This is a genomic window from Streptomyces longispororuber, assembly GCF_024448165.1.
Taxonomy (GTDB): domain Bacteria; phylum Actinomycetota; class Actinomycetes; order Streptomycetales; family Streptomycetaceae; genus Streptomyces; species Streptomyces longispororuber_A.
Genome location: NZ_JAMOLN010000219.1, coordinates 1 through 16,386, shown reverse-complemented (window position 1 = coordinate 16,386; position 16,386 = coordinate 1). Strand labels below are relative to the sequence as shown.

Here is a 16,386-nt window from a genome sequence, read left to right as displayed (position 1 = left end):
GCCGCGCCGAGGAGCGGTCCGAGCCGCCGGTCGAGCGCGCCCGCGGCCTCCACGGCCCGCCGTGCGTCCGGGCCCGCCGCCACCAGGACGTGCAGCGTCCGCACCAGCTCCGTCGTCCGCGGCTCGGGCCGGTCCACGTCGATGTGCACGGCGACGCTGTCGTGCACCGCGTCCGCCAACCGCCGTGCGGCGCCCAGGAGCTGGGTCGACGTCACGCGTCCGACTCCCGGGATCTGCTGCAGCCGTCCCGGCCCGGCGTCCAGCACCTGGGCCACCGTCGCGAGCCCGGCGCGCTCCACGGCGTCGAGCCGGAGCCGCCCCTCGGTGGCCTCCTGGAGCCGGGCCACCGGCATCACATCGAGCGTCCTGGCCACCGCCTCGTCGAGGATCGGCGCGAGGGCGTCGCGCGCCGCCCGCACGGCCCGCTCGTGGTCCGACAGCAACGACCGCGCCGCGGTGTGCAGCCGGGCACCCCGTGCGACCGCCTCCCGTTCGCTGCGCCCCATCCGTCCTCCCGTGTCCCCGGATCCCGGCCCGGCATCTTCCCACCGTAAGGCGGCAACCTTCCGGCCTCCCGGCGACGACCGCTCATCGGCCCGTGCCACCCGGCACGGGACACCCCCACCTCCTACGGAGTGCAGGCGCAGATGAGCGACACACCCCAAGAGACCCCGCGAACGGCTCCCGGTACGCCCCGCGGAACGGGCCGCGGCAAGGCCAGGCATCGCAGGCGCAGCACCGCCCTCGTCGTGGGGGCGCCGCTCGCGGTGGCCGCCGCGGCCGCCCTCGCGTACGGCGGCGGCCTGCTCGGCGTCGACGGCGACCGGGCCTCTGCCGCGACCCCGGCGAAATCGGCGGCCCCCGCGACGCCGCAGACCTCCGTGGCCTGGGCCGACGACGTCGCCGACGGCTTCGCGTCGGTGAACGCGCAGGGCCAGAACGGCACGTACGGCGGGCGCGGCGGCCGGACGGTCACCGTGAGGACCCTCGCCGACCTGGAGAAGTACGCCACCGCCAGTGAGCCGTACGTCATCGTCGTCGCCGCGGCGATCCCGATGGACCCCGTCGGCAAGGAGATCAAGGTCGCCTCCGACAAGACCATCGTCGGCTCCGGCACCTCGGGACACATCGTCGGCGGCGGCTTCTTCCTCGGTACCGGCGTGCACAACGTCATCATCCGCAATCTGACGATCCGCGACGCCTACCAGGGCACGTGGAACGACAAGGAGCACGACTTCGACGCCATCCAGATGGACGGCGCGCACCACGTGTGGATCGACCACAACGACCTGCGGCACATGGCCGACGGCCTGATCGACGTCCGCAAGGACTCCACGGACGTCACCGTCTCCTGGAACAGGCTCAGCCAGGACAACAAGGCCTTCGGCATCGGCTGGACCGAGAACGTCGTCACCGACATCACCATCCACCACAACTGGATCCGCGAGACGGAACAGCGCAACCCCTCCACCGACAACGCCGCCCACGCCCACCTCTACAACAACTACCTCCAGGACGACCCGGGCACCGACATCACCTCGTCGTACGGCAACTACTCGCGCGGCCGGACGAAGATGGTCCTGGAGAACAGCTACTTCCAGGGCATGAACAATCCGGTCACCATGGACGACACCGCCTCGCTCGTGCAGCGCGGCAGCATCTTCTCCGGCACCACGGGCAAGAACCAGAGCGGCGGCACCGCCTTCGAACCGAAGGACTTCTACGCCTACACGCTCGACAAGGCCGCCGACGTCCCGGCACTCCTGAAGTCCGGTGCGGGACCCAGGAGTTCGATCGGCACCACCGCGGCCACCGCGGGCGCCACCACGAAGGCAGCCGCCGCCGCGCCCACCGTGGCCAAGGACGGCACCGGCAGCTACACCACGGTGCAGGCCGCCGTCGACGCCGTGCCGGCGAACAACAGCAAGCGCGTCGTCATCACCGTGGCCCCCGGCACGTACCGGGAGACCGTGACCGTGCCCGCGAACAAGCCGCACGTCACGATCCGGGGCACCGGCGGCAGCCGCAAGGACACCGTCATCGTCGAGGGGCACGCCGCCGGGTCGACCAGGCCGGACGGGTCGACGTACGGCACCTCCGGCAGCGCCACCGTCGCCGTGCTCGCCGACGACACCCAGCTGCGCAACCTCAGCGTCACCAACGACTTCGACGAGAGCAAGGACCAGTCCGTCGCCGCGCAGGCCGTCGCCCTGCGCACCGGCGCCGACAAGGTCTTCCTCGACGGCGTCATCGTCAGCGGCGACCAGGACACCCTGCTGCTCGACGGCGCGGGCAAGCGGGTCTACCTGGCCGACTCGTACGTCGTGGGCAACGTCGACTTCATCTTCGGCGGCGCCACCGCCGTCGTCGACAAGTCGGTGATCACCCTGAAGAAGCGGTGGAACGGCACCTCGGCCGGGTACGTCACGGCGCCGAGCACCGCGGCGGGCCACAAGGGGATCCTCATCAACCGCTCGACCGTGAGCGGCGACGTCACCGCAGGGAGCTTCTATCTGGGCCGCAACTGGCACGCGGGCGGCAACGCCGCCCTCGACCCGCAGACCACCGTCCGCGACTCGGCGCTGAGCGCCGCGATCAGGTCGACGCCCTGGACCGACATGGGCGGGTTCTCGTGGAAGGACGACCGGTTCGCCGAGTACCGGAACACCGGCGCCGGAGCGGGCGCGGCGAGCGCGGACCGGCCACAGCTGACCGACGCGCAGGCCGCGGAGCAGGAGGTCGCGGACTGGCTGGGCGGCTGGTCGCCGACCGCCCAGTGAGGCGCCGAGAGGGCATTGACGGGTAGGGGCAGGGCGTCTAGCTTCTGCTCGGCTTACCGAACCGCTGTCGGTATTTCGAACAGGAGAGGTCGTACGGACATGGCACCCGGCCCCACCAGAAGATCCCTCATGGGCGCCGCCGCACTCGGTGCGGCGGCGCTCTCCCTCACCCCCGGACGCGCGGCCGCCGCACCCCGCGCCGGCACGCCCGCGGGGGCGCCCGCGCCCGCCGCCTGGGCCGTGCACCCCTTCGGGCTCGGTGACGTCGCCCTCGGCAAGGGCGTGTTCGCGGACAAGCGGCGTCTGATGCTGGACTTCGGGCGCGGCTACGACGAGATGCGGCTCGTGCAGGTCTTCCGCGCGAACGTGGGGCTGCCCACCCCGGGAGCCGTCGCGCCCGGCGGCTGGGAGGGGCTCGACGGCGAGGCCAACGGGAACCTCCGCGGGCACACCACCGGCCACTTCCTGACCATGCTGGCGCAGGCCTGGGCGAGCACGGGCGAGCAGGTGTACGCCGACAAGATCCGCACCGTCGTGGGGGAGCTGTACGGGGTGCGGGCCGCGCTGCGCGCCGACCCCACCGTGCTGAGCGTCGAGGGCCGCTCCGGCGGCCGCGCCGTCTCGAACATCCGCGGCTCCTACCAGTACGTCGACCTGCCCGGCGGTGTCCTCGACGGTGCGGGCGACGCGCTGACGCTCGCCGTCCGGGTGCGGCCCGAGCACGCCGACGCCTGGGCCCGCATCGCCGACTTCGGCGACGACACCAGCCGGTACCTGTACCTGGCCGCGCGGAACGCCCAGGGCAACCCCCGGTTCGCCGTCACCACCTCGGGCGCGGGGGGCGAGCAGGGCATCGACGGCACGGCGCCGCTGCCGGTCGGCGAGTGGAGCCACGTCGCCGTCACGCTCGGCGGCGGCACCGGCATCCTGTACGTCGACGGCCGCGAGGTCGCGCGCAACCCCGCCCTCATCCTCACTCCCGCCGCGCTCGGCACGCTGAAGGACCACTGGCTCGGCCGCTCCCACTACGCGGGCGACCCCGTGTTCGCCGGTGCCCTCGACGAAGTCCACCTGTTCTCAAGGGCGTTGGACGCGGACGACATCGCGGCCCTGCACGACGGCTCCTACCGGGGCGCCGGTGACCTGGCCGCGTACGGCTTCGACGAGACCGGCGGCTCCACCTTCGCCGACGCCTCGGGCAACGCCCGCACCGCGACGCTGCGCCGCACGTGGGGCGGCCCGAGCCACCCGGGATTCCTCGCCGCCTACCCGGAGACCCAGTTCATCGCCCTGGAGTCCATGACCGGCGGCGACTACACCAAGGTCTGGGCGCCCTACTACACGGCCCACAAGATCCTGCGCGGTCTCGTCGACGCCCATGTCGCCACCGGCGACGCCAAGGCCCTCGACCTCGCGGAGGGCCTGTGCGACTGGATGCACTCCCGGCTCTCCGTGCTGCCCGCGGCCACCCTCCAGCGCATGTGGGGCATCTTCTCCAGCGGCGAGTTCGGCGGGATCGTCGAGGCGATCGTCGACCTGTACGTGATCAGCGGCGACCCCCGCCACCTCGCCCTGGCCCGCCTGTTCGACCTCGACAAGCTGATCGACGCGTGCGCCGCGGGCCAGGACACGCTGAGCGGCCTCCACGCCAACCAGCACATCCCCGTCCTCACCGGAGTGCTCCGCCTGTACGACGTGACCGGCGAGGACCGCTACCTGAACGCCGCCCGCGCCTTCTGGGACATGGTCGTGCCGTCCCGGACGTACGCCATCGGCGGCACCAGCAACCGCGAGTTCTGGGGCGACCCCGGCGTCATCGCCTCGACGCTCAGCGACGTCAACGCCGAGACCTGCTGCGCGTACAACATGCTCAAGCTCAGCCGGCTGCTGTTCCTGCACGACCAGGACCCCAAGTACCTGGACTTCTACGAACGGGCCCTGCTCAACCAGGTGCTCGGCTCCAAGCAGGACGCGGCCGACGCGGAGAAGCCGCTCGTCACCTACTTCATCGGCCTGCAGCCCGGCCACGTCCGCGACTACACGCCGAAGGCGGGCACCACCTGCTGCGAGGGCACCGGGATGGAGAGCGCCACCAAGTACCAGGACACCGTGTACTTCAAGGCGGCCGACGACAGCGCCCTCTACGTGAACCTCTACACCGCCTCGACGCTGACCTGGGCCGATCGCGGCGTCACCGTCACCCAGACCACGGACTTCCCGCGCGAACAGGGCAGCACGCTCACCGTCCACGGCCGCACGGCCGCCTTCGCGCTCCGGCTGCGGGTCCCGGCCTGGGCCGTCGACGGCTTCCGCGTCACGGTCAACGGGCGTGCGGTGCAAGGCGGTTCGGCGAAGCCGGGCACGTACACCACGGTGTCGCGCACCTGGCGGGACGGCGACACCGTGCGGATCGCGATGCCGTTCCGGGTCCGGGTGGAGCAGACCCCCGACGACCCGCACCGCACCCAGGCCCTCTTCTGCGGTCCGGTGAACCTGGTCGCCCGCGACGCCCGCACCACCGCCCTGGAGTTCGGCCTGTACGGCGGCGCCGCGCTCTCCGGCGACCTGCGCCCCGCCCTCACCCCCGTCGCCGGGAAGCCCCTGCACTTCACGCTCGACGGCGTCGGGTTCGCCCCGTTCCTGGAGGGCACGCAGGACCCCACCCATGCGTACTTCCACCGCTCCGAACCGACCGTCGTGTTCGGCGGCACCGACTCGGGCGTCGCCAACCCCGTACGGGAAGACGGGAGTTCGTTCCTCGACGCGGTCTGGGCCGCCGCCCCGTTCCCCGGCAGGAACGCGCTGGTCGCCCACGTCCGGGAGACCGCCACCGCGTGGACCGCCGACGGACTGCTCACGGCGGCGCAGGCGGCCGAGATCGTGCGGGTGGCGCGGGGGGCCTCGTACGAGAAGTGACCGGCGGGCCGGGCGTCGTCGGACGCCCGGCCCCCGAACGGAGCACGCACGTACCAGTCGTCGGTGCCCGCCGTGGCGTCCGCGTCCTACAGGAGCGGCGCCGTGGGCCCCTCGGGGGAGGACTGCCGCGCCGACACCACCGACTCCGCGACCGCCCGCACCTCGTCCTCCGGCAGCTGCCGGTAGCCGTCCTCGGTGACGAGCGCGACGGACGGGTAGATCCGCCGGCCGAGGTCGGGACCGCCCGTCGCGGAGTCGTCGTCGGCCGCGTCGTACAGCGCCTGCACGGCCACCGTCGTCGCGTCCCCGGCCGACATCCCCGGCCGGTACAGCTTCTTCAACGCCCCCCGCGCGTAGGGCGATCCGGACCCGTCGGAGTGGAAGCCCACCGCTTCGTACGGGCCCCCGGTGACGTCGAAGCTGAAGATCCGGCCGACGCCGCGCGCGGTGTCGAAGCCGGCGAGCAGCGGCACGACGACGAGCCCCTGCATCGCCTGCGCCAGATGGTCGCGGATCATCGCGGCGAGCCGCTGCGCCTTGCCGTTGAGGGAGAGCGTCCGGCGCTCCACCTTCTCGTAGTGCTCCAGCTCCAGCTGGTAGAGGCGCACGAGCTCCTTGGCGAGCCCCACGGTCCCCGCGAACGCCACCGCCGTGTGCCCGTCCGCGTAGTTCACCTTCTCCAGGTCGCGCTGCGCGATCACGTTCCCCAGGGTGGCGCGCCGGTCACCGGCCATCAGGACGCCCCCGTCGAAGGAGAGCGCGAGCACCGTCGTGCCGTGCGGCAGCTCGGGCGCGGGTCCCGCACCGGCGGCCCGGTGCCACGGCAGGGCGTGCGGGGCGACGCGCTCGACGAGGTGGGTGAACGACGAGGTGGCGCTGTCCAGGAACACGGGTGGCAGCCCCCGGATGTGCTCGGTCATGTGCTCTCGCCTTCTGTCGGTGGTCCTCGGATTCCACGGTGCTCGGGTCGTCCTCTGTACGGCTTCCTGTCCCGTCCGTGCCGCGCGGAACCGTCCGGCCGCGCCGTCGTGGCATTCTGGCCCGATGAACGGTCCGGAGATCCTCGTCCAAGTAGCCCCCGAACTGGGGCTGTTCGTCCCGCAGGCCTGGCGCTCGGGCGCCGCCGCCCCGCTCGTCACCGACGGCGTGTCCACGCTCGGCCATGCCGTCGAGTCGCTCGGGGTGCCGCTGACGGAGGTCGGCGAACTCGTCGTGGACGGCGCGGCCGTGCCCACCGGGCACGTCCCCGCCGCGGGCGAACACGTCGAGGTGCACCCGGTCACCCGCCCCCAGGCCGTCCCCGGCGCACCCCTGCGCTTCCTCCTCGACGTCCACCTCGGCACCCTCGCCCGCCGCCTCAGGCTCCTCGGCGTCGACACCGCCTACGAGTCGACCGACATCGGCGACCCCGCCCTCGCCGCCCGCTCCGCCGCCGAACGGCGCGTCCTGCTCAGCCGGGACCGGGGCCTGCTGCGGCGCCGCGAACTGTGGGCGGGCGGCTACGTCTACAGCGACAAGCCGGACAACCAGCTGCGCGACGTCCTCGGCCGGTTCGCCCCCGCCCTGACGCCCTGGACCCGCTGCACCGCGTGCAACGGCCCGCTCGCCGAGGCCCGCAAGGAGGACGTCGCCGACCGCGTCGAGGGCGGCACCCGCGCCACCTACGACGTGTTCGCCCAGTGCACGGACTGCGCCCGCGTGTACTGGCGCGGCGCCCACCACGACCGTCTGGAGGCGATGGTGGGCGCGGCGATGGAGGAGTTCGGACCGGCACCCGCGCCGGACCGCCCCTAGGGGCGCAGCACCTGCCGGAACGTGTAGGTGCCGCTCGGCTCCATCCGGACCAGGGCCATCGGCTTGCCGTCCGGATTGCCGTCCGAGGCGAACGCGATCGGGCCGCTGAGGCCCGACACGGCCTTGCTGCCGCCGAGCTGGAGCAGCATCTGCAGCGTGGCGCCCGGGTTGACCGGGCCCTTGCCGTCGGGGCCCGCCGCGTTGCGCACCGCGACACCCAGCGTCCACACCGCGTCGTGGCCGAGGATCGACTGCCCGTCCTCCAGGGCCTTGGCGACCGCGTCGTCGCTGCCGCCGAACTCGGCCCGGTACAGGTCGACGAAGTCGGGCAGCGGATCGTTCGGCTTCTCGTACAGGGCGCCCGCGAGCGCGGGATGGCCGAGCGCCGTGTAGAGGACGGTCACCCGGCTGTCCCGCCACTCCGTGCGGAGCTTCTCGCGCCGCTGCTCGCTCTCCTTCGTGCCGTAGTACGCGCCGAGCGCGTCGTCACCCGTCACGAGCGTCACGGTGCAGCGGCGGTCGGGCGCCGACATGGAGTTGATGAAGTTGCGGATGTTCAGACCGCGGCCCGCGAAGAACACCGCGTCGGGAGCCAGATCGCACACCTTGTCCGCGACCGACGAGAAGGCGTTCGTCACCCCGTCCACGCCCGACAGGTACTCCAGCGGCGCGCCCTCCAGGCGGAGCCCCTTCGCCTTCGCCGCCGTCCCGAAGGACGTGGACAGCGACGTGTTGTAGATGTCGTCCGTGTTCCGGTCCCGGATGACGGCGACCTTGTAGCCCGGGTGCTTGCGCTGCTGCTCCTTGAGGTAGTTGACGGCGCCCGCGGCCTGGTCGCGGTTGGGCGCGGAGACCCGGAAGAAGCCGGTGTGCGCCGCGTCCGCGAGACCGTCCGCGGTGACCGTGGCCCCCATCATCGGGATGCCCGCCTCGCGCAGCGCGTCGACGGCGTGCCGGGTGCCGCCCCTGCTCTGCCCGAACCCGGCGACGGCGACGACCTGGTCCTTGCCCGCGGAGCGGTCGATCAGATCGTCGGTCAGCTCCTTCCACTGCTCGGAGCGCAGGCCCAGGTTCCCGACCAGGAGCCGTATCTGGGGCAGGTCCCCGCGGCCCGCGCCGAGCTCCGGGTCGTTGAGCTCGCGCTGGGCGAGATACGCGCCCATCAGTTCGCCGCGCAGCCCGTACTTGGCCTCCTCCTCGCCCGGCACCGTCGTCAGCGGCTCCGCGTAGACGACGGAGACGTACTTCTTGCCGGACTTCTCGACCCGCCCGTTCTCCGTCGCGATCTTGCTCATCACGTCCTTGAGCGAGTCCTCGAAGACGAACGAGCCGTCGGAGACGCCGATGCACTCCTTGCGCGGTCCCGTCTGGTGGATGCCCGGCGCGCACTCCGCCCCCTTGCCGTCGTCGGCCGGCGTGAGCGGGCCGATCACGGCCCACGCCAGCGCCGCGATCGCCAGGATGCCCGCGACCTGCCAGGGCCACTTCAGGCGCCGCGGCCGGCGCGGCTGGAACCGCAGGCCGCCGTCAGGGTCTACCACCACGGTTTCCTCTCGTACCGCTGGGCCATGCGCAGCAGCACATGGCGGTCGTGCTCGTTGCCGATGGGGCGGCGCAGGGTGAGGAACTCCTCGGCGATGTCCGGGTACAGCTCCGCGTACGGGTCGCCCAGCGGGTCCGCGTAGGGCAGCGGAGCCCCGTCCGCACGCGGGTGCGCCGTGATCCAGCCCGCCGTCAGGAGCCGGGTGACGGCCTGCCGGGTCGCGTCGCCCTCGGCCACCCCGACCAGCCGCTCGTACCGGTCCCGGGCGGGCTCGGGCAGGGCGCCGTGCCAGCGGGCCGGGGCGCGCTGGATCCAGGCCAGGTCCGCGCACCACGTGTCGGCGCCCACCTCGTCGAAGCGCTCCCTCAAGTAGTCGACGGCGGCCGGGAGTTCACCGAGCGCCAGATCGTGGTAGGCCGCCGCGCGCAGATCGCCGCGGGCCCGGGCCGCCGCCCGCAGCGCCCGGTGCGCGCCCGTCCACGTCCCGGCGTGGTCGGGGGAGCCGGGCGCGCCGTCGAGCAGCCGCAGCAGCAGGAAGCGGCTGAGGCGGGGCAGCGCGGGCAGCCCCTCGTCGGGCTCGGACACCGAGCGCAGGTCGTCGGCGCTGAGGTTCACGAACTCGCGCAGGACCGACTCCTGTCCCTCCCACAGCGCGTCACAGGTCTCGGCGCGGCCGAGGGTGAGCGGGGCGGCGGCCCGCGGCAGGACGCGGGCCAGCTGCGCCGAGCAGTCCCGCAGCAGCCACTCCGTCAGGGCGGGGGCCGCCGTCAGGACGGGCGCGGGCCGGACGCTGCCGTCGACCGGCGCGAGGCACTGCCGCACCCGCTGGTCCCACGGCAGGTCGGCGGGCATCCGGCGGAGCACCTCCAGGACCTGGGCGGTACCGGCCGGATGACCGCGCGTGATCTCGTAGACGATCCAGCCGAGCCACTGCACCGCGTTGTCGGCCTTCGGCAGCACCGAGCCGACCGGCAGCGCGTCCACGGCGGCCGCGGCCTGCTCCTCGACCTCGCGGCGGTTCAGGTCGCGCAGCCGGCCCGCCCGCAGCGGCCCCGCGGCCAGCGGGACGAACTCGCCCTGCTGCGGCCAGCTCTCGCGGTAGTCGGGACGCCGGCCGCTGCCCGTCTCCGCGCGCACCAGCGCCTCCGGGCGGCGCCGGGCCGTCGCGACGACGAGCAGCGGATCAGGGCGTCCGGACCGCTCGCGGGAGTCGAGCAGCAGGTGCAGGAAGGCCTCGCCGACCGTCGAGTCGGCGTTGTCGAGGAGCGCCAGACAGTTCGTGGTCCGCTTGCGGTCCGCGTGCGCCGAGGCGTACGCGCCGCGCAGGTCCGCCAGGAACGCGTCGAGCAGCACCCGCTCGGCCTCCTCGCGCTGCGCGGGATAGCCGTGGTAGAGCCGGTTCACGCCGACCAGGAAGTCCGCGGTGGCGCCCCGGCCGGGGCCCGCCGCGGACGTCTCGGCGAACCGGCGGCGCAGCCGCAGCCCGCGCCAGGACCGCAGCCCGCCCTGCACCAGCGGCACGACCGCGGACGCCCAGCCGGGCAGCCCGGCCGCCTGCGCCGCGGTGTCGGCGATGCCGAGCAGCTCCTCGTAGCTGTGCTCGCGGGCCCGCCCCTGGCGCAGCGCCTCGGCCATCTCGCGCACGGCCCGCTCCCGGCTCCGGGCGTCCACGGCGGTACCGACGGCGGCCAGCAGCGAACCGAGCGCGGGGAACGACAACTGCGGCAACTCGTCGTGGTGCGCGCTGAGTTGGAACGCCAGCTCGGTGAGCACGTCGATCCGGGTGCCGCCGCGCTCGCTGATCGGCTCCAGATCGAGGGCGGCGAGCGGAATGCGCTCGGCCCAGGTGCGCAGATGTGCGGTGAGCGTCGACTTGCCGCTGCCGCGCCCGCCCAGGACCACCACGGCGGGCAGCGGGCGCAGTGGTCCCTGCGGCCGGTTCAGGCTCTCGGCCATGCGCCGGCGCACCGCGGCGTCCCGCTCCGTTCGGCCGGCTCTGTCGTCGGTGACGGCAGCCACCCCACTCCCCCCACTGGGCGCACCGGAATCCCGGGACCGTATCAATTCCCGTTCCTCGTAAGGGTATTCGGACGATCCGTGGGCTGTAAGGCGAGTTTCGCAATGCGCGCGACGGGTGGTGCGTACGGTGGGGCGCCATGCGGATCACGAAGTACACCCACGCGTGCGTGCGGATCGAGCACGAGGGCCGCACCCTGGTCGTCGACCCGGGCGTCTGGAGCGAGCCGGCCGCCCTCGACGGCGCCGACGCCGTGCTGGTGACGCACGAACACGCCGACCACGTCGACGTGTTGCGGCTCGCCGCCCTCGGCGTGCCCGTCTTCGCCCCGGCGGGCGCGGACGTCCCCCGGCTCGCGGTGCGCCCGGTGGCGCCGGACGAGGAGTTCGACGCGGCGGGCTTCCGGGTGCGCGCGGTCGGCGGCCGGCACGCCCCGATCCACGGCGGGCTGCCGGACTGCCCGAACCTCGGCTACCTCGTCGACGACGCGCTCTACCACCCGGGCGACGCACTGCATGTCCCCGGGCGGCCGGTCGAGACGCTCCTCGTCCCCGCCCAGGGCTCCTGGCTGAAGACGGGCGAGGCGATCGACTTCGTCCGGGCGGTCCGCCCCGAGCGGGCCTTCGCCATCCACGACGGGCAGATCAACGAGCGGGGCCTGGCGAGCGTCAGCGGGTGGCTGGCCGCGGAGTCCGGGACGCGCTACCGCCACCTGCGGCCCGGCGAGTCGCTGTGACCCCCGCCCACCGGGCGACCGCCCATGATCGGCTACGCTTCCCGTCCCTGATGGCATGTACACCAAGAGGAGCTATGTCCGTGAAGCGGCGCCCGGCACTCGCCGGACTGACGATGATGCTCGTGGCCGCGCTCGCGGCGTGCGGCGGCGCGGACAAGGCGTCGTCGTCGCACGGCGGCAAGGCCGACAGCGCCTACGCCGGACAGCACCAGGCCGGGCAGGACCGGGACGACAAGGTCAGCGGGGTGCGCGACGCCGTCCGGCACACCACCCGGAAGACCGCCAAGGGCACCCGCCCGCACTACGTGAAGAAGTGCGAGACCGAGACCCGCAAGGTCAAGCACACCCAGCGCAAGAAGGGCCGCACCAGGACCTGGTACACCACCGACCGCTACCGGGACTGCGACAAGGTGCGCAAGGGCACCGAGACGTATACCCGCGTCGTGCGCCCGGAACGCTGGTGCGTCCGCCTCGACGACCTGAACGGCAAGAAGGCCAGGGACGACGTCTGGTTCCGCGTCGCACCGGCGGTCTACAGCAAGGTCAACGGGGCGGACGACCGGGCCCGCGTGACGTTCGAGCCGATCTCCAAGGGCTGCTGAGCCCGGCCCTGCTCAGGGCAGTTCGAGCGTGAGCAGCGGCTCGGCGAAGACCGGGGCCGGGGCGTCGGGGTCCTGTGCGACCGCCTTCTCCAGACGCTCGAACCCGGTCTCCAGTTCCGCCGGGTCGAGCTGCGCGAAGAACGAGAGGGTGCGCAGCCGCAGCCGCTCCAGCATGGCGGCGCGGGTGCCCGCCGACGGCTCGGTGACCGTGCCGAAGCCCGCGACGCGCCAGCCGGCCGACGTGAACCCCTCGATGACCTCGTGCAGCGGCTGGAAGATCGACGCGTCCGCCTCGTAGCCGCGCGGGAAGTGCTCCAGCCACCACGGCCGCGGATGGTGGTCGCTGAAGTTCGTGCGCAGCAGCAGCCGCCCACCGGGCCTGAGCACCCTGGCCAGCTCCCGGACGGCCCGCGGCCGGTCCCTGACGTGGTGCCAGGACCAGCCCATCAGCACGTAGTCCGCGGCGGCGGACGGGACCGGCATCTCCTCGGCGCTGCCCGCGACGTAGCGCACGTCGGGATGGGACGACCGGGTCTCGGCCACCTCGCGCATCCGCGCCGCCGGCTCGACGCCGATGACCGGCCCGAACGCGTCGGCCAGCGCCGGGGTGAACCGGCCGGTCCCCGACCCCACGTCGAGGCCCGCCAGCGGGCGACGCTCCGGCAGCACCGCCTCGAAGGCGGCCAGCCACACCCCGAGCTGCCGCTCGCTCAGCGCCCGGCCACGCGCGTAGTCCTGGTGCTGCTCCGAGTCGTAGTCGATCGCTCGCATGGCTTCTCCCGCATCCTCGGGTGACCGCAACTGCCGTCCCGATATATCGAGTTGATACATCGGGACGGTATCCGGCGGCATGCCGCCCCACAAGGTCGCCTACGGGGTGCCGGTGCGGGGCTTCGCGTCCGGGGCGTCGGGAGAGACGGCGGTCAGCCGGCCCTTCGAGCCGCTGACGACCGCGTCGTCGACGAGGGCGAGGAAGCCCAGCGGACCCTCGGGCGTGACACGTGAACTGCGCTCGGGGCCACGCCACTTGACCTTGCCCGAGCGCCGGTCGACGGCGGTCAGCCGGTCCTTGTCGGACAGGAAGTACACCTCGTCGCGGCGGGTGGAGACGACCGGTTCGGCCGTCACGCCGAGCCCCCGGTCGCCCCGCGGGTGCGACCACAGGTGCTTGCCGGAGCGCGCGTCGACGGCGTCCGTCTCACCGGTGATCCGCGTGAAGTACACGACGCCGTCACGGAGATGGGGGTCGGCGAGGACCGTGAGGTCGATGCCGGTGATCGGTGTCGTGCGCAGCGAACCGCTCGTCGTGTCGATCCGTACGAGCGTCGTGTACGAACCCATGTCCTCCTCGTCGAGGTTGCCCCCGTCGAAGCCCAGCGCCACCAGATCGCCGTCCGCCTCGCCGAGCGGCTCCAGCTCGTACAGGGTCGACGCCAGCCAGTGCGGCGCGCCGTCCTTCGCGCGGAAGGTCAGCAGCCTGCTCGGCGCGGCGGAGGTGTCGGTGACCCCGTCGTCCTCGCAGAAGCCGAACAGCGGGCCGTCGTACGCGTACAGGTCGCAGTTCCAGCCCGCGGGCACCTGCCCCTTCCACAGCGCCGCGCCGTCCGATGCGCGCACCGCCGCCACCTGACGCTCGCCCGGCAGGACGGCGTACACGGTGCCGCCGGCCATCGCCGTGTACCGCCACTGACCCGACACCGTGCGGTGCCACCGCACCTGACCGTCCGTACGGGACCGGCCCACGACCTCGTACGAACCGTCCGGCCGCTTCTCGTGGGTGACCACGAGCCGGTCCGTGACCCCGAGCGGCGGCGCCCCCCGGTCCGCCGGGGTGCCGGTGCGCCACCCGACCCGGCCGGTCGCGCCGTCGATCCGGGCCACCGCGTCGTCCGCGTCCGTGCAGTAGAGGCCGCCGTCGTCGGACACGCAGCGCGGCGCGAGCCGGCCCGAGTCGAGCCGGGTCTGCCAGGAGTGCCAACCGGCGGGCAGCACCGCGGACTTGACGGCCTTCTCCGACCCCACCGCCGCGCTCCCCGGGTCATCCGGCGAGCGCAGCATCACGACGCAGCCGCCCGCCACGACGGCCAGCCCGACCGCCGCCCCGAGCAGCCGGAACAGCCGGCGCGGCCGGCGGGCGGGCGTGGCGGTGGTGTCGACGCGGGTCGCCGGCTCCCGGTGCGGCACGCGGCCGGGTGCGTCGGCGGCCGTGGGCAGCCGCCGCAGCGCGGTGAGCAGGACGCCGAGCGGCGGCCGGTCCGCCGGGTCCTTCGCGAGGCACGGCTCCACGGCCGCCCGCAGGGTCACCGGCACCCCGGTCAACTCGGGCTGTTCGTGCACCACTTGATATGCCGTCATGTACGGGCTGTCCGCGTCGAAGGGGCCGTGCCCCGTCGCCGCGTACACCAGCACCGCCGCCAGCGAGAATACGTCCGACGCGGGGCCGGCGCCGCGCGGGTCCTGCAACTGCTCCGGCGACATGAACGGGGGCGTGCCCATGACCCGGCCCGTCATCGTCAGGGCCTGGTTGTCGGCGGCCCGCGAGATGCCGAAGTCGATGACGCGCGGACCGTCCGGCGACAGCACGATGTTGGCGGGCTTCAGGTCGCGGTGGACGAGTCCCGCCCGGTGGATGTCGCGCAACGCCTCCGCGAGCCCGACCGCCAGGTCGCGCAACTCCCGTCCGTGCAGAGCTCCTTGGTCGCGCACCCGGTCGGCGAGCGTCGGGCCCTCGATGTACGCCGTCGCCATCCACGGCCGGGGGGCCTCCGGGTCGGCGTCGACGACGGCGGCGGTGAACACGCCGCTCACCCGCCGTGCGGCGGCCACCTCCTGCCGGAACCGGCCCCTGAACTCCTCGTCGTCCGCGAACTGCTGGTGCACCACCTTCAGCGCCACCCGGCGCCCGGTCGAGGACGCGGCCGCGTACACGACGCCCATCCCGCCGGTACCGATCCGGTCGGCCAGCGTGTAGTCGCCTATCGCGGGCGGATCCTCCGGGCTCAGCGGCGTCACCGGACGTGCACCGCCCGCTGCACCGCTTCCGCGGCGAGCCGTGCGGTGGCGTCGCGGGTGGCCGAGGCGAGCAGGTCGGGGTGGATCGGGCCGCCACCCGCGAGGTGCCGGTCGTACGGCAGGTGCACGACGCCGACGCCCGTCTCCCGCAGATGGGCGGTGGCCGTCCGCAGGTCGAGGTGCTGGTCGGGCGCGCCCGAGGTGAGGGCCACGATCGTCGACGGCAGGGCGGAGTGCGGCAGTCCGGCCAGCCAGTCCAGCACCACGCGGGTGCCGCCGACGCCCTCGGCGGTCATCGGGGCGACGACGATGCGGGCGTGCGCGGTGTCCATCGCGGTCCTGGCCACCTCCCCGGGGAGCGTCTCGCAGTCCACGACGGTCACCGCGAAGTGGCGGCGCAGGGCCAGGGTGACGGTGCGGTAGGTGGCCACGTCGAGGGGCGGGCCCACCCGGCCCTGGCTCGCGGGCAGCAGCCAGCCGCCGTCGGGCAGTGGGACGAGGTAGCCGCTGATGTCCATCAGGTGCATGGACGGCGTGAGGATGCGGGCCAGTTCGGCGCACGACCAGCGCACCGACTGCGCGCCGAGCCGCACCGCGAGCGTGCCCAGTGCGGCGTCCGCCTCCAGGGCCAGGACCGGGTCCTGCCGGAACCGTTGCAGGGTGCGGGCGACCAGTGCGGCGGTGGTGGTCTTGCCGACGCCGCCCCGGATCGACGTCACGGCGACGACCCGGCCCGTGCTCACCGGCAGCTGCAACTCCCGCGCGAGCCGGGTCTCCTCCGGGCTCTCCTTCGCCCCGGACAGCGACAGCCGCCGGATCGACTGCCCGGTCCGCCGCGCCACGGAGTCCCCGTGCACCGGCTTCCCCAACGCCTGCGTGAGGCGTGGATCGACGGTGGGCACGGACTCGGGAGCGGGGAACGGAAGACTCGGCGTCCCCGGCCGGGGACGGACCACCGGGGCCGTGCTCGGGGCGGACGTCACGTT

At 73.6% G+C, this 16,386-nt stretch carries 11 protein-coding genes and 1 pseudogene; 5 read left to right on the top strand and 7 right to left on the bottom strand.

Features of this window, described 5'->3' with window-relative positions; genetic code table 11:
• Positions 1–506, bottom strand: a pseudogene (locus tag M4J07_RS39725) (ATP-dependent helicase); the annotation flags it as partial.
• 141 nt (positions 507–647) lie between these two features.
• Here M4J07_RS39725 and M4J07_RS39720 point away from each other — a divergent pair.
• Positions 648–2,780, top strand: coding sequence for a pectinesterase family protein (locus M4J07_RS39720; protein ID WP_255980572.1), 2,133 nt, complete (start codon positions 648–650; stop codon positions 2,778–2,780).
• A gap of 99 nt (positions 2,781–2,879) precedes the next feature.
• Positions 2,880–5,696, top strand: a complete 2,817-nt coding sequence (locus tag M4J07_RS39715) for a beta-L-arabinofuranosidase domain-containing protein (RefSeq protein ID WP_255980570.1) — start codon at positions 2,880–2,882, stop codon at positions 5,694–5,696.
• A gap of 86 nt (positions 5,697–5,782) precedes the next feature.
• Here the strand turns inward: M4J07_RS39715 and prcB are convergent, their stop codons facing one another.
• The gene (prcB, locus tag M4J07_RS39710) at positions 5,783–6,616 is read right to left on the bottom strand and encodes a proteasome subunit beta (RefSeq protein WP_255980568.1); all 834 of its coding nucleotides are present in this window, start codon (positions 6,614–6,616) and stop codon (positions 5,783–5,785) included.
• A 124-nt stretch (positions 6,617–6,740) separates the two neighbouring features.
• On the opposite strand from prcB, the gene M4J07_RS39705 reads away from it, so the two are divergent.
• Positions 6,741–7,490, top strand: a complete 750-nt coding sequence (locus tag M4J07_RS39705) for a Mut7-C ubiquitin/RNAse domain-containing protein (protein ID WP_255980566.1) — start codon at positions 6,741–6,743, stop codon at positions 7,488–7,490.
• Here the strand turns inward: M4J07_RS39705 and M4J07_RS39700 are convergent.
• Both M4J07_RS39700 and M4J07_RS39695 read right to left on the bottom strand, forming a co-directional pair.
• Positions 7,487–9,034 (bottom strand): ABC transporter substrate-binding protein, encoded by a 1,548-nt coding sequence (locus tag M4J07_RS39700; protein ID WP_255980564.1) that lies wholly within the window; start codon positions 9,032–9,034, stop codon positions 7,487–7,489. The genes M4J07_RS39705 and M4J07_RS39700 overlap by 4 nt on opposite strands.
• Entirely contained in the window at positions 9,025–10,989 is a 1,965-nt protein-coding gene (locus M4J07_RS39695; RefSeq protein ID WP_255980562.1) for an ATP-binding protein, read from the bottom strand. The genes M4J07_RS39700 and M4J07_RS39695 overlap by 10 nt, the downstream gene beginning before the upstream one ends.
• 200 nt (positions 10,990–11,189) lie before the next feature.
• Between M4J07_RS39695 and M4J07_RS39690 the strand changes: the two genes are divergently transcribed.
• On the top strand, positions 11,190–11,786 hold the full coding sequence (locus M4J07_RS39690; RefSeq protein ID WP_255980560.1) for an MBL fold metallo-hydrolase: 597 nt from the start codon (positions 11,190–11,192) through the stop codon (positions 11,784–11,786).
• Between the two features lie 80 nt (positions 11,787–11,866).
• Positions 11,867–12,388, top strand: a complete 522-nt coding sequence (locus M4J07_RS39685; protein WP_374215171.1) for a hypothetical protein — start codon at positions 11,867–11,869, stop codon at positions 12,386–12,388.
• Positions 12,389–12,400: 12 nt separating this feature from the next.
• Here the strand turns inward: M4J07_RS39685 and M4J07_RS39680 are convergent, their stop codons facing one another.
• From M4J07_RS39680 to M4J07_RS39670, 3 genes are all read right to left on the bottom strand, one after another.
• Positions 12,401–13,159 carry a class I SAM-dependent methyltransferase gene (locus tag M4J07_RS39680; protein ID WP_255980556.1) on the bottom strand — a complete coding sequence of 253 codons (759 nt, stop codon included), beginning with the start codon at positions 13,157–13,159 and terminating at the stop codon, positions 12,401–12,403.
• 99 nt (positions 13,160–13,258) lie between these two features.
• Positions 13,259–15,400, bottom strand: a complete 2,142-nt coding sequence (locus tag M4J07_RS39675) for a protein kinase domain-containing protein (RefSeq protein ID WP_255980554.1) — start codon at positions 15,398–15,400, stop codon at positions 13,259–13,261.
• Complete coding sequence (locus M4J07_RS39670; protein ID WP_255980574.1) at positions 15,397–16,383, bottom strand: nucleotide-binding protein; 987 nt, start codon at positions 16,381–16,383, stop codon at positions 15,397–15,399. Before M4J07_RS39670 ends, M4J07_RS39675 begins: the two co-directional genes overlap by 4 nt.
• Positions 16,384–16,386: the final 3 nt, after the last annotated feature.